The 18,982-nt window shown below is 59.9% G+C and carries 17 protein-coding genes; 3 read left to right on the top strand and 14 right to left on the bottom strand.

The genetic code is table 11. The annotated features are described in order from the left end of the window. Window positions 1-31 precede the first annotated feature (31 nt). From IG617_RS09245 to flgB, 13 genes are all read right to left on the bottom strand, one after another. A complete protein-coding gene (locus IG617_RS09245; RefSeq protein WP_209008371.1) occupies window positions 32-1,069 on the bottom strand; it encodes an Lnb N-terminal periplasmic domain-containing protein in 1,038 nt (345 codons plus the stop codon). 57 nt (window positions 1,070-1,126) lie between these two features. Beyond that, window positions 1,127-1,315, bottom strand: a complete 189-nt coding sequence (locus IG617_RS21450; protein WP_254170506.1) for a plastocyanin/azurin family copper-binding protein — start codon at window positions 1,313-1,315, stop codon at window positions 1,127-1,129. A gap of 21 nt (window positions 1,316-1,336) precedes the next feature. Next, the gene (locus IG617_RS21445) at window positions 1,337-1,609 is read right to left on the bottom strand and encodes a cupredoxin domain-containing protein (protein ID WP_209008369.1); all 273 of its coding nucleotides are present in this window, start codon (window positions 1,607-1,609) and stop codon (window positions 1,337-1,339) included. Next, window positions 1,587-2,360, bottom strand: coding sequence for an ABC transporter ATP-binding protein (locus IG617_RS09235; RefSeq protein ID WP_192108927.1), 774 nt, complete (start codon window positions 2,358-2,360; stop codon window positions 1,587-1,589). Before IG617_RS09235 ends, IG617_RS21445 begins: the two co-directional genes overlap by 23 nt. After that, the gene (locus tag IG617_RS09230; RefSeq protein ID WP_192108926.1) at window positions 2,357-3,427 is read right to left on the bottom strand and encodes a FecCD family ABC transporter permease; all 1,071 of its coding nucleotides are present in this window, start codon (window positions 3,425-3,427) and stop codon (window positions 2,357-2,359) included. Before IG617_RS09230 ends, IG617_RS09235 begins: the two co-directional genes overlap by 4 nt. Window positions 3,428-3,483: 56 nt before the next feature. Beyond that, window positions 3,484-4,641: an ABC transporter substrate-binding protein gene (locus tag IG617_RS09225; RefSeq protein WP_192108925.1), complete on the bottom strand. Its 1,158-nt coding sequence runs from the start codon at window positions 4,639-4,641 to the stop codon at window positions 3,484-3,486. Between the two features lie 127 nt (window positions 4,642-4,768). Then, window positions 4,769-7,318: a cell cycle histidine kinase CckA gene (gene cckA / locus IG617_RS09220; protein WP_192108924.1), complete on the bottom strand. Its 2,550-nt coding sequence runs from the start codon at window positions 7,316-7,318 to the stop codon at window positions 4,769-4,771. Between the two features lie 84 nt (window positions 7,319-7,402). Continuing rightward, window positions 7,403-8,482 (bottom strand): flagellar biosynthesis protein FlhB, encoded by a 1,080-nt coding sequence (gene flhB / locus IG617_RS09215; protein WP_192108923.1) that lies wholly within the window; start codon window positions 8,480-8,482, stop codon window positions 7,403-7,405. A 9-nt stretch (window positions 8,483-8,491) separates the two neighbouring features. Beyond that, window positions 8,492-9,265, bottom strand: a complete 774-nt coding sequence (gene fliR / locus IG617_RS09210; protein ID WP_192108922.1) for a flagellar biosynthetic protein FliR — start codon at window positions 9,263-9,265, stop codon at window positions 8,492-8,494. Window positions 9,266-9,320: 55 nt separating this feature from the next. Then, window positions 9,321-9,590: a flagellar biosynthesis protein FliQ gene (fliQ, locus tag IG617_RS09205; protein WP_192108921.1), complete on the bottom strand. Its 270-nt coding sequence runs from the start codon at window positions 9,588-9,590 to the stop codon at window positions 9,321-9,323. 22 nt (window positions 9,591-9,612) lie between these two features. Then, complete coding sequence (gene fliE, locus IG617_RS09200) at window positions 9,613-9,927, bottom strand: flagellar hook-basal body complex protein FliE (protein WP_192108920.1); 315 nt, start codon at window positions 9,925-9,927, stop codon at window positions 9,613-9,615. A 67-nt stretch (window positions 9,928-9,994) separates the two neighbouring features. Then, window positions 9,995-10,405, bottom strand: coding sequence for a flagellar basal body rod protein FlgC (gene flgC, locus IG617_RS09195; RefSeq protein WP_192108919.1), 411 nt, complete (start codon window positions 10,403-10,405; stop codon window positions 9,995-9,997). Window positions 10,406-10,449: 44 nt separating this feature from the next. Next, window positions 10,450-10,854: a flagellar basal body rod protein FlgB gene (gene flgB, locus IG617_RS09190; RefSeq protein ID WP_192108918.1), complete on the bottom strand. Its 405-nt coding sequence runs from the start codon at window positions 10,852-10,854 to the stop codon at window positions 10,450-10,452. A gap of 390 nt (window positions 10,855-11,244) precedes the next feature. Here flgB and IG617_RS09185 point away from each other — a divergent pair, with 390 nt between their 5' ends. The 3 genes from IG617_RS09185 (at window position 11,245) to IG617_RS09175 (ending at window position 14,547) form a co-directional block, all read left to right on the top strand. Further along, window positions 11,245-12,576 (top strand): flagellar biosynthetic protein FliO, encoded by a 1,332-nt coding sequence (locus IG617_RS09185; RefSeq protein WP_192108917.1) that lies wholly within the window; start codon window positions 11,245-11,247, stop codon window positions 12,574-12,576. Continuing rightward, window positions 12,573-13,340 carry a flagellar type III secretion system pore protein FliP gene (gene fliP, locus IG617_RS09180; RefSeq protein WP_192108916.1) on the top strand — a complete coding sequence of 256 codons (768 nt, stop codon included), beginning with the start codon at window positions 12,573-12,575 and terminating at the stop codon, window positions 13,338-13,340. Before IG617_RS09185 ends, fliP begins: the two co-directional genes overlap by 4 nt. Before the next feature lie 142 nt (window positions 13,341-13,482). Next, entirely contained in the window at window positions 13,483-14,547 is a 1,065-nt protein-coding gene (locus tag IG617_RS09175) for a DUF2336 domain-containing protein (RefSeq protein ID WP_192108915.1), read from the top strand. A gap of 135 nt (window positions 14,548-14,682) precedes the next feature. On the opposite strand, the gene IG617_RS09170 is transcribed toward IG617_RS09175, so the two are convergent. Continuing rightward, window positions 14,683-18,969 carry a hypothetical protein gene (locus tag IG617_RS09170; RefSeq protein WP_192109145.1) on the bottom strand — a complete coding sequence of 1,429 codons (4,287 nt, stop codon included), beginning with the start codon at window positions 18,967-18,969 and terminating at the stop codon, window positions 14,683-14,685. Window positions 18,970-18,982 lie beyond the last annotated feature (13 nt).

The following is an 18,982-nucleotide window of genomic DNA, read 5'->3' as shown; positions in this document are numbered from 1 at the left end:
CGCCGGACAGCCCGTGATGTGCCTTTTAAGCTCAACGCTGCCGAATCCAATCGGAGTAATCCACTCCATCTGGCAATTGCTGCGCGACTTTCGAGATTTGCGCCGACGACCTGCGCGTTTCCACTGGCCCGTCTCCGCCCAGAACGCCAAGGCTGTCCATGTACTCGGGCAGATGCCCCGACATGACCACACGCCAGTCCAGCGGCAGGTCCGGCTGCAGGGTCTTGGCCAACTGATAGACGACTGTCGTACAGTTGGCAGTCACCGTGTTGTAGAATTTGGGGCGCTCTTCGAGATCCTGGGCCAGATCGACAAAGGACAGGAACATCGTCCGGCGTTGTTCAGGTGAAAGCTCGACCGGGTAGACGCTGACGTCCTCCCCGCGATAATTGGTTCGCAGTTTGACGATATCCCGTTCCGTCGCACCGATCAGCACCAGTTCGAATTGACGAAAAAAACCGCCAATCTCGTTGAAGCTCTCATTGGCCTCACGGCGGATCTCAGCGGAAAACACGATGTGGTCGCCGCCTGAAAAGCCGAAGCTGACAAGGAGATGGGCGATATCCGGGCTGTCCCAGACTGACGTGATCATGTCGACGGTTTCGAGCTTCGACAGATCGAAGCTTTGAGTGGTCCAGCGTGGATCCGCATCCTGCGCGGAGATCCAGTTGAAATCCCTGATATCGGAGAGCGTCACCTGATCTCCTGCCACCCGGGCCTTTACGCCGCGCGAGACATCCATGGCCCAGTCCCGGTCCTGTTGAGGCGTAATGGTTTGATACCAGCCTGCAACGATGAGGCCTGACGCAACGAACGCCAGCCAGGACAGACGACGGGAGCGGAACCTCAGCCAAACGGTTCCAAGGACTGCGACCGCCAGCGCTGCGAGTGCCGCCCATAGGGCCACCCCTTCAAGGTGAAACCGCAGAGCCGTAACAGTCCAGGCCACGCCCCCCAACACGATCAACACAAAACAGATGTGAAACAGAATTTTCAGAAATCGGGACACCCTGCGCTCCAGTTGTGCGTCGACGGACAGCCAGACTACATCATTTCCAGGACCAATCATTCATTGGCCGCCATCGGGCAGAGCGCAGGCGCAGATGTATGTAGGGCACACCAAACCTTATGCGGCTTCAAGTTCTTTCAGCAGCGCCCTGAAGGTCTTTCGGGCGGACCCCGGGTGTCGGATCTTCTTGACGGCCTTCAGGTTGGACAGGTCGTTGCCCACAACGATCAGACCAACCATGCCCCACTCATAGTGGGGAAGGCAGATGTGACCGTAGATCCCCGGCACGTCGAATGTAACCCGCAGCCGTTCATCGAGCGCACCGTTCTAGGGACTGGCGCCGTCGGGGATCATGCCGCGCTTGGACGCGGAATTGTGCCCCTCGTCCGTTGGAACAAAGGTCACGCTGTCACCGACGTTGACGTGCAGGATTGCGGGCTCGAACACATTCGGTGTCTGGCTGTCCCCGCAATTGGCATTCAGCATCAATACCGCGTGCTCACCGCCGTCCATTGCAGGAAGCGGGCAAGCAGCGGCCGCCGAGCTCCCAGCCAGAACGCCCATGGAGAGAATGAAGTTACGACGTGTAAGCATGGACAAGAAGGTTCTCCCGTGGACCGGTGGTGATCTCGATCTCCACGCCATAGGTGTTGGAAATGGCGGGCGAGCGCAAAACCTCTTCCGGGCTCCCTTGGGCAAGGATGCGCCCTTCCCCCAGAAGGATCAGATTATCGGCGTAGCGGGCCGCCAGGTTCAGATCATGGAGAGCGACCATGCCAACAGCCTGCCGTCCGGCAACCGCAGTCTTGATCTGGGTCAGAACATCGAGCTGATGGCGCAGATCGAGGGCAGACGTCGGTTCATCGAACAGATAGACGTCTGACTTGCGGATGAGGGCCTGGGCGACCGAGACCATCTGCGATTGCCCTCCGGACAATTCGCTGACATAGGCCTCTGCCAAATGGCCAATGCCCGCGTCTTCCAGCGCCTGGCCGACGGCGAACATGTCATCTTCGGACACACGCCAGCCCTTGAGCTGCTTGTGCGCCATCATCATCACGTCGAAGACCGTCAAAGCCGCATTGGCCGTGAAGAATTGCGGCATGAAGCAAACCTTCTTCAGCCGCTCACGGGTCGATAGACGTGCCAGGTCGGTATCGGCGATATGAACCTTGCCGGCAGAAGGTGCGAGCAAGCCCGCGATCAGACGGAACAACGTCGACTTGCCCGCCGCATTCGGTCCGATCAGGACCGTGAGCTTGCCGCGTTCGAGCGGGTCAAAACTCACGTCCGACAGGACCTGACGCCGACCGTAGGAAAAGCAGAGACCCTGTGCGCTCAAGCCGGTCATTGCCAGTGCCTCTTGCGCTGTCCAAGGATAAGCAGGATGAAAAACGGAATGCCGATGAGGGACGTGATCATGCCGATCGGATAGACGATCCCGGGGGTAATCGCCTTTGAAGCGATGGACGTTCCCGACAGGATCAGCGCGCCACACAGGGCTGAAAGCGGCAGAAATCCGCGCTGATCTTCGCCGACAATCATACGGGCAATGTGAGGCCCGACCAATCCGACAAAGGCGATTGCGCCGACAAATGATACGGCAACGGCCGCAAGCAGTGAGACCCCCCCGAGCACGGTCAGCCGCAGAAGGCCGACGTTCACGCCAAGTGCCGCCGCCTTGTCTTCGCCCATGCGCAGGGCAGTCAACGCCCAGGACTGATGCAGGAACCAGGGCAGGATGACGCCGAGCACCCCGGCGCAGATAGCAACCTTTTCCCAGGTGGCGCGAGAGAGCGACCCGAGCTGCCAGAAAATCAACTGCGCCAGTTGCATCTCGGAGGCGCCATATTGCAGAAACGCAAGCAGCGCGTTGAAGGTGAACAGCATGGCGATGCCGACCAGGATCATCGCTTCAGGCGATACACCGCGCAAACGCGTGAAGAGAAACAGCGCGCAGGAGGTGCCCAGCGCAAAGACGAAAGCGTTCATGGTCACGAACAAACCGCCGACACCTGGAACGACCGACCAGCCCAGCACGATTGCAAGCGCAGCTCCAAAGCTTGCAGCCGACGAAAGCCCTAGCGTGAAGGGATCGGCGAGCGGATTGTTGAGGATCGTCTGCATCTCGGCACCCGCCACGCCGAGCATCGCGCCAACCAGAACCGCCATCAGAGCCACCGGCAGGCGCAGCTTCCAGATGATGACGTCCTCCTTGGGCGTCGCAATGGACGGGTCCAGGATCACCTGAAGGGCGCGGCCGAAGCTCAGGTTCGCAGGGCCCGTGATGATATCGAAGATCACCAGGGCTGCCAGGCACGCAATCGCGCCCAGAACGAGAAGAAGCCGACGGCCCGATCGAAGCCGATAAGCCTGTACAAGAGCACCGGCATTCGGGCCCTGGGTTAGGTCAGACATGTTCAAAATCCGGAAATGAAAGGTCCGCAGCCCGCAGGCCACGGACCATTGTCTGGCTAGTCAGCCGCCTGTGCGGACATCCAGAAGGTGCCCTTGGCGTCAAACGGCAGGAAGCGTTCGTGCAGTTCGACGAAGGTCGCCCAGGGGTCCAGATCCTCGAAATCATCAGGATGGAACCATTTCGCCAGCTGCTGGATGGCCACGAAGTGGTAAGGCGAATTGTAGAACTGGTGGAAGATGGCGTGGTAGTTGCCAGCCTTCACCGCCTCCAGATCCGCGAAACCGGCCCGGCTCGCAAGCGCATCGATGCGCGCCACATTGGGTTCCGTTTCCGCATCATAGCCCAGCAGGACAGAGGTCACCTCAGGACGCGATTCCGACCAGTTGGCACCGGTCGCAACGATGTGGGCCGGGTTGGCTTCGATGATGCCTTCCAGGCTCAGCGTGACCGAATAGGCGTTGGCCAAAGACGACGCATAGTTGGTGCCACCAGCAAGCTCGACGAAACGGCCATAGTTGTAGGGACCGAACGACCAGCAACAGAAGTCGACCTGCCAACCGGCCGCGTTCTCGACCACCACCAGCGGACGTTCCTCAGCCGGGATCGTGTCGATGATGTTGGTGACTTTCCGCATCTGGGAAATGTAGAAGTCGATAAATTCCGCCGCGCGCTTTTCTTCACCGAAGATACGGCCAAGCATCAGCAGCGACGGCACGACATTCTCGGTCGCATTCCGTCGGAAATCGACAAAGGCAACCTGAACGCCAGCAGCCCCGAGCTTTTCCATCAGACCGGTCTCTTCGGCCTTGAACAGGCTGCCCGATTCCAGCAGCACAAGATCAGCTTCCGATTCGAGAACGGCCTCAATGCTGAAGTCACCGGCATAGGGGTTGCCGAAGTTGATCAGTCGGGCGGTGTCGTCGGGATAGACGCTCTCAAACTGGCGAAAGCCATCAGGATCATAAAGGATCAGGTCGTTGTTCCAGCCAACGATTTTCTCGAAGGGATTGCCCTCGATCAACGGCGTAATGCCGTACATCATCCGGCCTTCGCCGAGGATGATCTTGTCGGGCATTTCCTGAAGGGTGACTTCGCGGCCCGCGATGTCGGTGAAAGTCAAAGCTTCCGCTTGAGCATTGGTGGCTGACACGATCAGGGTCGCGCTGGCTGCAAGTGCGCCAAGGAAGCCGCTAATTCTCGTCGCTAGGGACATAACGGTCTCCAATTGGATTGTCTGCCCTAGCGTCCTACTCCATGCCTACGGATAAGCCAAGAAATATATGAATATTAAACTCATATATTAAGATGCTTCTTGAAACGTCCTTCCGACCCGCAAATCCCTAGCTGTTCAGCACTTCCTTGACCGTGGTCGCGAGCTGCTTGAGCGTGAAGGGCTTGGGCAGGAAGAAGAACTTCTCGTTTTCCGGCAGATTTTCCTCAAACGCGTCTTCAGCATAGCCCGAGACAAAGATGATCTTGAGATCCGGCTGGGTCTTGCGCAATTCGACGAGAAGCGTCGGCCCGTCCATTTCCGGCATCACCACGTCGGAGACCACAAGATCAATCTTGCCGTCGACTTCTTCCATCACCTCGAGCGCTTCCGTGCCCGTGCCCGCCTCAAAGACGGTGTAGCCGCGCGAGGCTAGCGCACGCGCTCCAAAGGCACGTACTGCTTCCTCATCCTCGACCAGGAGAATCGAGGCAGAGCCAGTCAGATCCGCGACCTTCTCCTGCTCCGGCTTGGCCTCGACAACAGGCTCTTCGACGAAGGCCGGGATGTGACGCGGGAGGAACAGGCGGAATGTCGTGCCGGCATCAATCTCGCTGGTGCAGAAGATGAATCCGCCAGTCTGTTTGACGATGCCGTAAACCGTGGACAAGCCCAGGCCTGTTCCCTTGCCGACTTCCTTGGTCGAGAAGAACGGATCAAAGATCTTTTCCATGATCTCGGGCGGCATGCCGTGACCGGTGTCCGTCACTTCGACCAGCGTGTATTCGCCCGGCGGCATGCCGCGCGTGTTTTCGAATTGCGTCGAGGCCGCCTCGGTCACATTCGATGTGCGGATGGTCAGCTTGCCGCCATCGGCCATGGCATCGCCCGCATTCACTGCCAGATTGACGATGACCTGCTCGAGCTGATTGAGATCGGCCATCACCGGCCACAAATCCCGGCCATGGATCACCTTCAGCTCGACCTTTTCGCCGAGCAGGCGGTCGAGCAGAATAGACAGGTCGGCCAAAACATCATTCAGTTCAAGCTGTTGTGGCCGCAGGGTCTGACGGCGCGAGAACGCAAGCAGCTGCCGGACAAGGCCGGCGGCACGGTTGGCGTTCTGCTTGATGTTCATTATGTCCTGGAAGGACGGATCGGTCGGACGATGGCTGGCGAGCAGCAGGTCGGAGAAACCGATGATCGCGGTCAAGACGTTGTTGAAGTCATGCGCCACACCGCCGGCCAGCTGGCCGATGGCCTGCATCTTCTGGCTCTGGGCGAACTGAGCCTCGAGCGCCCGCTGCTGGGTCGTTTCCAGCGCATAGACGATGGCCGCCTCGCCATCACCTTCGCCTTCCTGCACGGCAGACACATAGAAGGTGGCCGAGCGCGGATCATTGCCGTCATTCAGCGGAATGTCGATGGGCGCGATCTCGCCAATGCCATGGCCAGCGGCCGTCAGCGCCTTGCCAAGATCCTCACGCCCGCTCTCCGCAACATAGTTTTCCAGCTTCGGCGGCTCACCGCTCAGGTCGACCGCACCGAACAGTCTCAGGAACGGCGCATTGGTGCGCAGCACCCTGCCTTCCGTATCGAGCGAGGCAATCGCGATAGGCGTGTTGTTGAAGAAGCGCGCGAAGCGAACCTCTGCGGCCCGCAGGGCTTCCGATGCTTCCTCGCCGCGTGAGCGGTTGAGAACCAGCGTGCGGCTGTCGCCCGCCTGGCCATTGTCGCCAAAGGGAACCCTGTGCAGCAGGCGCACGGGGAAACTGCGGCCGTTGCGCGCCACGAAATCAAGGTCGAAGGTCTCGCTCTTGACTTCGCCCGCCTGGCCCTTGACCGAACGGATCAACTCGGTGCCGTCACCACGCACGATCTCGCCGAGATCGAGTTCGCCCGCCATGAATTGGGCAAGGTCGTAGCCCAGCCAGTCGGCCAGCGTCGCGTTGAGATAGACAATGCGCCCTTCCCCGTCGCAGGAGAAGAAACCGGCAGGGGCATGATCGAGGAAGTTGATGACCCGCTGCAGCTCCTGGAAGGAGTTTTCCTGTTCTGCCCGGTCGCGGGTGATGTCGGCCAATTGCCACACGGCAAGACGGCGGCCTGTGCCCCCCTCCTTGCGCGGCAGCAAGAGCGGCCGGATTGAGACACGATACCAATGCGGGCTGCCTTCGCTGCGACCAAGCGGCATCGGCATGCGAATTTCTTCCTGAGCCCGCAGCCCGTCACGCATGGCCTGAGACAAGCGAAAGATCGCGTCGGCCGCGTCGGGATCGCTCGAAAACACACGTTCCATGACCCGGATGTCGGCTGCGGTTTCCGCGCCGGTCAGATCCGCATAGGCCTGGTTGGCATAGACGAGGCGCCCTTCGGAATCGGTGATCAGCGCTCCGTCATCAAGAGAATTCAGAAAGGCCGAGGCAATCGGGTTGCCAGACCGGCCGGTGCCGAAACGCAAAAAGCCGATAGCCCCTGCGAACAGACAAAACACACCGACGACGGCAAGAATGCCGAGCAGCGCCAGAACGAAAGGCTGAGACTGGGTTTTGCCGACAATGGCAAACCCCGCCGCCGCCGCGACCAGAGCAACGGCCAAGGCGATCAGCAGCCCGATATTGCCGCCCCGTTCAGGCCGGTCGATCATCGGCTCGCTCGGTGCGCCGTCCAGATCATTCATTCCCAAAACTCCCTGGCTCGAATCAGATCGCCGAGCCTCGTCCCAGCATTCTGTGCAATGCCCGGAAATTCAACCAATCCACGCCTATTTCGAGCGCCATCCAGAGCGTTTCCGCATTTTAAAGACAAAGCCGATCACTTCCGCGACCGCCTTGAAGTGTTCTTCGGGCACTTCCTGATCAATTTCGACACTGGCATAAAGCGCACGCGCGAGCGGAGGATTCTCGATCACCGGAATTTCATGTCCCTTGGCCACTTCCCTGATCTTCAAGGCAACCGCGTCGATGCCCTTGGCGAGACAGGTCGGCGCGCCCATTCCATCTTCATATTTCAAGGCCACTGCATAGTGCGTCGGGTTGGTGACCACCACCGTCGCCTGCGGCACCGCTGCCATCATGCGCTTGCGGCTGCGCTCCATGCGCAACTGCCGGATCTTGCCCTTGACGTGCGGATCACCCTCGGTCTGCTTGTATTCTTCCTTCACTTCCTGAAGGGACATCTTCTGCTTTTCGAACCACTTGTGGCGCTGGTAGAGAAAATCCGCGCCCGCAACAAGGGTCATCACGGCAAGGATCGCTGCAAGAAGCTGGAGCACCAGCACCCGCGCTTCCTCAAGCAGGATCACCGTTTCTGCAAAAATGATGGTGTCGGCCTCGTCCCTGTGCGGCCAAAGCACCAGAACCATGATGGTTCCCACCGTCGCGATCTTCGCCACGCCCTTGGCAAAGTTGACCAGGCTCTCGGAGGAGAACAAGCGCTTGAAGCCGGACAGAGGCGAGATCTTCGACAGTTTCGGCTTGATCGTCTCAGCCGTGAAGACCATCTGGTGCTGAACCATATTGCCCGCCACGGCCATGGCCACCAGGGCAAGCAGCGGACGCCCCACGATCAGCGCGAGCGACTGCCCCGTGTCCCGCCACAAGGCCCGCAGCGCATACCCGTCCATCGGGATCTGATGGGCGTGTTCCAGATAGCCGCGCAGCAGCCCCGAAAGCGATGCGGCCACGGTCGGTGAGAAGATGGCGATCACCATCGCGCTCCCGGCCAATGTGAACCAGGTGCTGACTTCCTGAGATTTCGGTACGTCCCCCTTGTCATGCGCATCTTTCAAGCGCTTTTGCGTGGGGTCCTCGGTTTTCTCCGAGTCATCGGAACCTTCTGCCATGGCGCTCTCCTAGCCCAGCGTCAGCTTGCCGACGGCCTGCTCGAAGTGACTCATGTAGAAAGTCATCATCGTCGTAAGCAGCACAAGCAAGAGCCCCAACCCGATCGCAATGTTCACGGGCATGGCAATGAAGAAGATCTGCATCTGCGGCATCAGCTTGTTGAGCAAGCCGAGGCCGAAATAGAAAACGATGCCGACCACAATGAATGGCGCGCTCATGCGCACCGCGATGGAAAACACATCGGCAACGGTTTGCGTCACCATTGCCGCGAGATCAGAAATCGGCAGCGCACCGCCGGGCGGAAACATGACGAAGCTGTCGTGCATGGCCGCGATGATCAGGTAGTGGGTGTCCGTCACGAAAATCAGCGTGATGCCGAGGATCGACAGATAGTTGGACACCAACGCACCCTGCTGACCCGAGTTGGTCACATCCGTACCAAGGGCCATTGCGAGGCTCGACTGGCTGGCGATGATCACGCCGGCGGTCTGCAATGCAAAGGTAATCATCTTCGCGCACAGGCCGATCACGAAACCGAGCAGCAACTCGCTGCCCATCAGCAACAGCAGACGCGGAAAATCATCCATCAGGTTAGCGGGATAGGTCGTGGAACCGATCGGGTAGAGCGCCAGCGTCAGCATCAGGGCAAGAACCAAGCGTACCCGCATGGGCACCGATGTTTCGCCCAACGCCGGCATGAGCATCAGCATGGTGCCGATGCGCGCAAACATGAGCATGAAGATCGCGCCAATTTCAGGCAGGAAGTCAAGCTGCAGTGTCATGCCGCCCCCTTCCCTGTCATTGGCCTGCGGTTGGCGCAAGTCATGAGCTTCCCGGTCACGCCGGGGTTTGAAGGATCAGCTCGCCGATCCTTGCCGTGAAGCTCGCCAGGAGTTGGCCCATGAAGGGCATCGTGATCAAAAGCGTCACGAAAATTGCCAGGATCTTAGGGACAAAGACCAGGGTCATTTCCTGGATCTGCGTCAGCGCCTGAAACAGCGCAATCACAACACCAACCACAAGCCCGACAATCATGGTCGGGCCTGCCACGAGGATCATCGTCCAGACGCCCTCTCGAGCGATATCAAGTACCTCGCCGCCAGTCATGCGCAGCCTTTCGCGGTCAGGGTCAGATCGGCATCCGCATGATCTCTTCATAGGCAGAGATCACCCGATCGCGAACCGAGACCATGGTTTCCAAGGCCATTTCGGTTTCAGCAACCGCAGTCACCACATCGACAACGTCCGTGCGGCCCTCGATGAGACCGATCGACTTGGAATCCATGTCACGGCCCTTGTCGACAACGCTCTCGACGGCTTCCTGAACCATCTGGCCGAAGTCGACGCTCTCCGGTCCCGCAGGCATGTCGCCCGGAGATGCAGCCTGCTGCGCGAGTTTCGCCGCCATCTGATAGGCATTGTTTGCAACCGATGGAGTAGACATGATGCCCTCGCCTTTGTTGGAGTTTTACGTCGGACCGGACCTCTTGGGCCCGCCAGCCGAATGGCTATCAGGCCCTCAGGATGTCGATCGTTTTCTGCACCATGCGGCGCGTTGCCTCGATGACGTTCAAGTTCGCCTCGTAGGACCGCTGCGCCTCGCGCATGTCGACGGTCTCGACCAGCGTGTTGACGTTCGGCGCCTTCACGTAGCCCTTTTCATCGGCAGCTGGATGGCCTGGCTCATAGCGCACTTCAAACGGCGTCGTGTCTTCTGAAAGCTTGCCAAGCTGGACCATCTCGCCGCCAACTTCCTTATCGAAGTGGCTCTTGAAGGTCGCGATCTTGCGCCGGTAGGGATCCTCGCCCGGCGTCCGCCCCGTACTGTCCGCATTGGCAACGTTTTCCGCGATGATCCGCATGCGGCCGTTTTGGGCCTTCAGACCCGATGCCGAGACAAACAGCGACTTGATGAGATCCATTTTAGTTCTCCTGACAGCTCAAGCAGTTAGCCGCGAGCCGGTGGTCATGCGGACTTTGAAAGGGCGGTTCTGATCAGGCCAAGGCTCTTGGAATAGAGGGTTGAGGCCGCCTGGAAGTCCATCTGGTTTTCGGTGACCTTCATCATCTGCTCCTCGAGCACCACGTTGTTGCCACTCGGGGTGACCTCGAACATGGCTTGCTTGTCCACCTTGCCGTTGGAGCTTGCAGAAATCGTGCCGCTGATGTGCCCGGACTTGGTCACCTCAGCCTGAATGCCGAAACTGCTTGCGCCGATATGGTCCGAGAAAGCGTAGGATTTCAGTTCCTTGGCGCGATACTTCGGCGTATCTGCATTGGCAATGTTCTCGGCGAGAACCCCCTGACGCGTCTGATGCCACTGCATTTTGGACTTCAAGGCCTGGAACACAGGCAGGTCTGTCAGAGCCATGCGATTCACCATTCGTTAACAATCTAGGCAAACATTGCCGATCTAAAGGTTAACGAATGGTTAACGCGATATGGGGCACCCAAGGAAACGCCAGCAGAAATCGGTGGATGAGCTCTTCGCATTTTGCAATTCGTAAAGTTTACCAGCTCGTTGGCAGGCAGTTTTTTCCCACTTCTGTTAACTTTGCCAGAATGAAGGATTCGCGCCAACCGCTCCACAGGGAATTGACCTTACGGAGTGTAACGAACCAGAAGCAACGTTGACGAGACGCTACTTCATCAAGGCGTTCGACTGGCGGCGCGACGAGCGGAACAAGAAGGCGACGTCCTGCTGCTGCAGGTCGACATGTCCGGACCGCGAACACATGTGCGGGCACTAAACGAGGTAGGCATGTACACTTGGATTGCAGAGACATTTGGCGTCTCGGACGGTTTGGCCAGAGGCCTCGCCTTCGCCATTTCTCTAGGCATCGTTCTGATTCTTATCGCTCTTTTCGTCATGATCTTGAAACGGCTTACGGGCACACGAATTGCCAATGGCCGCAACCGCCAGCCGCGCATCGCGGTCATGGACGCCACCAACATTGACACGCGCAGACGCCTTCTCCTGATCCGCCGCGACAACGTTGAACATCTGATTCTGGTGGGCGGCCCAACCGACGTCGTGGTTGAGCAGAACATCATCAAGACCGCACCACTCACGGCAGGCGGCCCACGGCCCCAGGCCTCGGGTCAGGTCATTGCGCCGACAGCCGCCGGATACACCACGGCAGCAACCAGCAGCGATTCCCCGCTAGCCGATCCGGCACATTCTGCCGCTCCTGTCGATGTGGCTCATGCAGCGTTGCGCGCAAGCCATCCCGAACGCGCTGCCGCTCCAGCACAGACAACCAAGGCTGCGCCAGCCGCCCCCACGCCTCCGGTCGGCATGACCCGTCCCCAAAACCCAAGGGCGCAGGCCGCTCCGAAAGCAACGGCGGATGACAAGGCGCCGCAAAATGTCCGTGGCGACGCCCCTGTTAATCCGGCCAGGTCGCTTTTGAAGGCGGCAGCTGCAGGGAAGCTGACTGCAGGCTTTGGTGAGAAGAAACCAGCACCGGAAGGCGAGCCGTCACAACGCACGGCCCCGGTCATGCCGCCGCGGCCTGCGCCAGCACCTCTTCCGGCTGCCCGCCCTGCCCCGCAGCGGACTCAACCGCTGGCTGGCAGAAGCGGTTCCAGTTCAGAAAGCGCGCCAGCAGGTCAGCAGGCGACAAACGGCCTCGGCACCCCTGCCCTCAGAGCAGCGCTTGCGCCCGGCCGGCCTGTATCGCCGCCGTCCTCTGGACCCGCAGCCCGCGCCAAGACTGCAATCATACCTCCTGCCGCTCCAGCAGTTCCGCCTGTGGAAACCCCACCAGCTGTCGAAAGCGCTCCCGCCGAGCCCACGAACGAGGCAAAGCAAGCGCCCACAATCCCGACGCCGCCAGCCACGGCTGACGTAGCCCCACCAATCAAGGTGGAGCCGCAAGCCGACACGCCTGCAGAGCAGCCGAAAGCGAACATAGATCCGCAAAACAACGCTCAGGACATCGAAAAACCGTCCGAGCCGGAAACAAAAGCGAGTGCCGACACCTCAACACCCGAGGAAGAGAACAAGGCACCGGCATCACAAGCATCCAACCCCATCGAGGACGAGATGGCCAAGCTTCTCGACGAAATTCACGGACCACAAAAACAATGACCCCAACTCTCGGCCGCCAAGCTTCGCGGCTGAACCTTTGTGCGGCAGCCGGCCTAGGGACCTTTCTGTTCCTCCTGGCCGGCCCGGCTTTCGCCCAGGAGATAACCGTCGGCTTTGGTGAGGACGCGAGCCTCACCGAGCGCGCCGTCCAGCTTGTCGCGCTCCTGACCATCCTGAGCCTGGCGCCATCGATCCTGGTCATGGTGACGAGCTTCACAAGGATCGTGGTTGTTCTCTCACTCCTGCGCTCGGCGATTGGCTTGCAGACCGCCCCGCCCAATATGGTCATGGTCTCGCTTGCGCTGTTTCTCAGCGCCTTCATCATGGCCCCGACGCTTCAGACCGCTTACAACGAGGCCGTCGTACCGTTGGTTGACGGAACGATCGAGTTCGAACAGGCTTATGAACGCGCCGCCGATCCCTTCCGCACCTTCATGCTGTCCCAGGTCAGGGAGAAAGACCTCGCGCTGTTTCAGGAGCTGTCGGGCAGTGATGCACCTGAGAGCCCTGAAGATCTGGCCATGAGCACGCTTGTGCCCGCTTTCATGATCAGCGAGCTCCGGCGTGCCTTCGAGATCGGCTTCCTGCTCTACCTGCCGTTTTTGATCATCGATCTCGTGATCGCCTCGGTGCTGATGTCCATGGGTATGATGATGCTGCCGCCCGTCGTCATCTCACTGCCGTTCAAGCTGATTTTCTTTGTGCTTGTAGACGGTTGGAACATGGTGGCCGGCAGTCTGGTCAAGAGTTTCGGCGCTGTTTAGCCACGCCACCTTGAAGCAGAAATAGTGTACGCATTATTTAATACAACTTAGGGGAAGCTTGTGAAAAATTAATCGATTCCTGTTTGGATGGTGGTTCCAGCCATCGTGGATGGTTTTCTACACAAACAGAGTTGAAATCACCGTGCTTCGTGACAACCTTGAGCAACTTGCAAAAACGCGTGAGCCCGAGGCGCGTTCACGCCTGATCCGCGCCCTCGTCGCGGAATATGCCAAGTCCGAGGATCACGAGCCGAGCGCAGTGGAACGGGAGCTTTTCTGCAAGATTGTCCTCTCCGTTTTCGATCAGCTCGACCTGGAAGCTCGCTACGAGCTGGTTGTTCGCCTTGCCAAGACCAATCGCATTACGTCCGAGCTTGCGGATCGCCTGGCAGAGGAAAACTATGAGCTGTCGGAGCCGGTCATCGAATCCTCCCCGGTCGTCAGCCAGAAAGCCCTTATGAAGCTGGCGATGCATGGCTCCAACCAGCACCGCCTCTCTCTGGCGCGCCGGCGCAATCTGAGCGAAGACGTTGCCGACAAGCTCATTGCCCGCGCACCGCGCCCCGTCACCAATGCTCTTGTGGCCAATACAACCGCAACCCTGTCCATCAAAGCAACGCTGGCTCTGCTGATCTTCGCAAATACCGAGGCGCGCGTTCTGGCAGGACTCGCCCGCCGCGCCATGGTTGATGAGGGGTTCCATGAGACCCTTTCCCAGGTCATCGAGAACGGTTGCCCATTGGTGCCAGAGCCCCTGAAACAGGCCATGGAAAGGAACGCGCTCGAACCCTTGGCCAAAAGCGTCGCCGACCTGGATCAGAACGAGGAAATTGAGATCGACGGTCAGGTTTTGTCCCGCCACGAGGCGAACATCAATATCGCCAGCGGTGAACTTTCCTTCGACGCAATCCTTTTGACGCTGTTTCAGCAAGGACGCGTCGACGCGGCTGCGTGGCTCATCAGCCGCAACGTCAATCTGGAATGCAACGTCATCATGGATACGTTCAGGTCGGACTCCGACGCTGCCGTCATGATGCTGATGCTGCGAACCGGTGTCAGTGACACGACCTATCGAGATCTTCTGAAAGCCCGAGGCACCTGGCTGGGGCGCAGCACGAGAAACATTCACGAGCTGGTTCAGCGCTACAGGGCCGAGGCCTCAATGCATCTCAACATGCAGGACTTTGGCCAAAAGATCGCGATCTGATCCGCTACGTCTGATTGCGCTCGTGGCTGTTTGAAAAGTCACGAAAGGCCGAAGGGAAGAGAATTCACCCTTTAAACGCTCTGGCGCGGGCGGATCTCATAGCGACATCCGGCAGGGCCAACTCGGCAGGCGAGGCTAGCCGGCGTCTGTCGTGTCGACGCCTTCCGTTGCTGCCTGATCAGGCGAGCGGTCCGGTGTCATGTATTGGCGCCGATACTCTTCCATGAATGTCTCGAGTTCATCGGTGCCGGCCAGCCGGTTGGCCACCTCAAGGAACTCGACGCCCTGCGCTTCAATCGGACGCGTCACGACCTCAAAGGCGAGCGCCTCAGGGCTGTCCGTCATCTTCGCCATATATTTGTTCTGCAGACGGTTCAGGCTGAGCTGGTCACCGGCAAGGGAATAGGCGATCCCTGCGCGCAGGATATCGCGGCGCTCAAGCGGGTCGAGCGGAATGTTGTCTGACCACCGCGACCCGTGCATGGCCTCGAGCTGCTCACCAGCATCACGCCAGCTTTGCGCGGCCCAGAAGGTATCCGCGCGCAGGCGGTCCACGTCACTTCCGCGCATGTTGCGGACAAGCTCAAGAGCGAGATCCGGCCGCCCGCTGGCCGTCAAGGCGCGCGCCTCGACAATGTTGCGCTGACGCTCAAGCGTTGACGGCAGGCTCGCCTGACGCGTCTGGTTCAACACCCTGAGCGCCTGCTCAGGCTTGCGGTCGATCAGATAGATGGCCCCAAGGTCCGCCGCGATCTGCGCACGCGCAGCACCTTTCAGGCGGTTGTCCACCTGGTGGCGCAGCAGTTCGGCAGCCTGGTCCAGAAGATCCACCTCGACCAGTTTCTTGGCCAATCCCCGGACCATCTCATCGCCAAGGCGGCCGATGGGTGTCATCTCGCGGAAATCATAGTAGAGCGACAGTGCTTTTACTGTCGGCATCTCGTCGGCTTTGCCGTCAAGGAAGAGCGACGCAAAAAGACCGTTCATCTCTTCTTGGAGCAAACGCGTCGTATCGGCTTCCGGATCGGCCTGCACAGCCGATTTCATGGACTCAAAAGCTTCGCGGTAGTTTCCGGTCTCCGCGTGAAGCTGAGACAGGAAGCGCAGCGTGCGGAGTTCGATTTCGTCACCGCGCCAGGTGGTTGCCAGCGCGGCCAATTGATCGATCGCCTCCTCGATGTTCATCTCGCCGTCGCGATAGCGAATGCGCAAGGCGCGATACTCCGCCTCCGCGGCGCGGGGACGGTCATCGGATTTCGCCACCAGGTCGAAGGCGGTCAATGCTTCCTGAGACCGGCCGGAGGCGTCGGCAACACGGCCGCGCAGAATATCGTAGCGCGCCGCCTGGGACTTGGAGACCTCACTCGGTTCAATCTCGGCCAGAATGCTGTTGGCCACGCCAAAGTCATTCGCCTCGACCATGGCATGGGCGGCAGCAAGGTTGAATTCCGCCTGGATTGCCTTTGGATAATTGCCAATCACGGCGCGCCCGCGCGGCATCGCGATGCGTGCGGCTGTCCAGTTGCCAAGCGCAACATCAACAATGGTCTGCCAGACGGCGCCATCCGGGCTGTTCTTGAGTTCAGGCCGGTTCAGGTGATCATAGGCCTCATCCGGCCGATCTGCGAGCGTATAGGCCGCGCCCATCATCAGATTGTAGGAACTGTCCTCGGCCAGCGCCGGCTCTTCTTCGACCGCCAGCTGCATCAGACCCAGCGATTCCTGCGCAAACTGATGCGCAAGGTAAAAGCGCGCCAGATCCATGAGCTGCTTGCGGCGCTTGCCCTTGGGAGCGTTGGTCAGGTCCGTCTGAAGTTTGTTCAGTCGTTCGCGGTAAGTCGATGGTCCGTTGGTCGCCAGAGACACGAACTCGACATAGCCAGGCTCGTTCGGATCGACGATTGAATTGAAAGCACCCGTGCCACCGCGCAAATGCCGGCTGGAAAGGGACAACCCGCCAACCTTCTCGATGATGACGTCATCACCGAGGAGCTCCATGGTGACGCCATCAGACTTCAGCGCCATCGCAATGCCCTGCGCAGAACTCAGGGCGTCGAGATCAACGAACCTTTGCTGTTTCAACAGACCGCGTGGGGGGCCGAAACCGGTTACCAGCGCGATCTTGTCACCAACGAAGGGATCGGTGATCTCACGAATGTTCTGCGGATCCTTGTAAAGCACGCGCAGGACCGAGCCACCATCTCCGCGCACATTGCGTTCAAGCCGCAGCGGAATCGACGGTTCCAGGATCATGTCCCCAATCACCAGGCTCCAGGAGTTGCCATCGAGTCCGACAGTCGCAAGAACCGGATCATTGAGGTCGAGACGCAGCACCTGATAGCCGTCATGCTCTTCGACCTGGATGTTCTCAGCCGTTTCGGCAAGAGCGGACACCATTCCACGCGTATCAATCGTGGCACCGGTGTCGAACACCATCCAGATGCTGTCATTGCGTCGGAAGACAGCACTGGAAACCGGCTCAAGGAACGGGAAGACGATCCGCACCGTGTTGCCGATCCGGCGCGCCTCAGCCGACACGAAGTTCCGGATCTCTTCGGCAAAGTCGGCTGGCGGCTGTTCCGGCGAATTCTGGATCTGGCTAAGCTCGGCTCCGCCCTGGGCACGCCAGGCTTCCTCACCGCCGCCAGCGTTCTCCAGAACCATCGCGGGCGGCAAAGCCGCACCAGACGCTGGCAAGACCTGCTGCACTTCAACCGGCTCGGCCTCAACGGGCTCCAACGCAGGCGCCGGGGCGGGCATGGGCACTTCAGACGCGGGCTGCATCGTCCGGGTCACCGGCTGCGCCTCTTCCATCGAACCGACGAGCGGCATCGCGGCTCCCCCGACATCCCCGGGCACCTCTGTCGGGGAAATGGTCGAGGTCAGCTCCAGTCCGTCCGCGGCGGCAACTGGTATTCGCTCTGCGGACAATTCCGGCGCGGGCACTGCCGCAACCACTTCCGAAGGCGCCATGTTTTCAGCGGCCTCGGCGACAGCGTTCTCAATCTCTTCCAGCACTTCGCGTGCTTCAGTCTCCGTAACTTGAGCTTCAGCAGGATCGACCGCGTCAGGTTCCTCCACCGGCTCCGAAGCCGCAGATGCCAGGTCAATCGCGGCTCCAGGAGCATCTTGCGCGTCTGCCGGCACCGGCTTCGGTCTCGGGACGTTCGAGGCAACTTCTGTTTCCGCAGGTTCCTCGGCAGCCTCGGCCACGTCTACGGATTGCGCTTCGGCAACCTCTGGCTCGGCCTTGACCTCCTGCTCTGCCGGAGCAGCGGCTTCAGGTTCCGGCTGTCTCTCGACCGCAGGCTGAGGCTGTGTCGGGGCAGGCTCGTGAGCTGCAGGTGCGCTGCCGTCGAAGGGGATCATGCCGAACGCAGCCGCCTCGTCGGACATCTGCGGCACGTCTGGTTCAGGGGCCGGAGCGGTCACGTTGACGGGCTGAGGTGCAGCAGCGCTTGGCGCGGCAGCCGCTTCCGGCTCGGTGTTACGAACCCCCGGCGCCGTGATCATGTTTTTACGCGAGCCGCCCTGGGTCGTGTTCAGCTCTTCATTGATCAGCTGGTTGGCCGGGTCGACCGGTTCCTTGTTCTCGGGCGTGATGTCGATGACATAGGTCTGGTTTTCGCGAAACGCCCGGATGTCGACCGATGGCTCGATCCGCATCAGGAACTTCAGCTTGCCCTTGTCCAGGAACGACGTGGCGTCCACCACGCCTTGCGGCAGATGGGCCCGCAATTCCGAGATATCCAGCTGAGCCGGATGATTGAACGTCAGCTTGATGATATCGTCTTCACGCACAAATGCCGTGTCGAACCGGATCGACCAGTCAAAGACGAGCCGCGTGAAGGTCGGGTGCTCGCCGATGTGCAGATCCACGGACGGACCTTCTTTCGCCTTCAGCCGCGCCTGCTCCAGAGCCCGCACCTTGCGCATGGCCTCTTCGGCCCGCTTGGCCAGCTCGCGCACCACATCGTCCGGCAGGCCGGGCGGCAGCCCCTGCCAGTTGGCCGGCAGAATGTCGACGAAGAGTTTCTCACCGGCCTCAAGCGTGTTGATCTTGAACTGCCCTTTCAGAGCAAACCGTATGGCGCTGCCATCCGGATCGCGACGGGCGATCGTGATGTAGTCGCCAAGATCCAGTGGCACATCATCGACGTCGATATCGATCGGCTCTTCGAAGGAAATGCGCAGAACGCCGCCGGTGACAACGGCGTCATAGTGGGGAAGCAGCGTCCGGTCGGAAAATGTCAGCACCATGCGGCCGTAACCGGGCGATGGAAGGACCTTGAACTGAACGGGCTCAAGCGCCTGAGAGAAGGCTGGCGCAACAAAGGAAGGACAGGCGATCAGACACAGGAGGGCAAACGCGCCGCGCAGCAACTTGTGCACGGCGGCAAGCAGAAAGGCCTCGCCTTTCATTTCCTGTTGCCCA

This window comes from Roseibium polysiphoniae (assembly GCF_014842925.1).
Classification (GTDB): domain Bacteria; phylum Pseudomonadota; class Alphaproteobacteria; order Rhizobiales; family Stappiaceae; genus Roseibium; species Roseibium polysiphoniae.
Note: the sequence above shows the minus strand (reverse complement) of the source record. Positions and strands in the feature narration are given on the sequence as shown.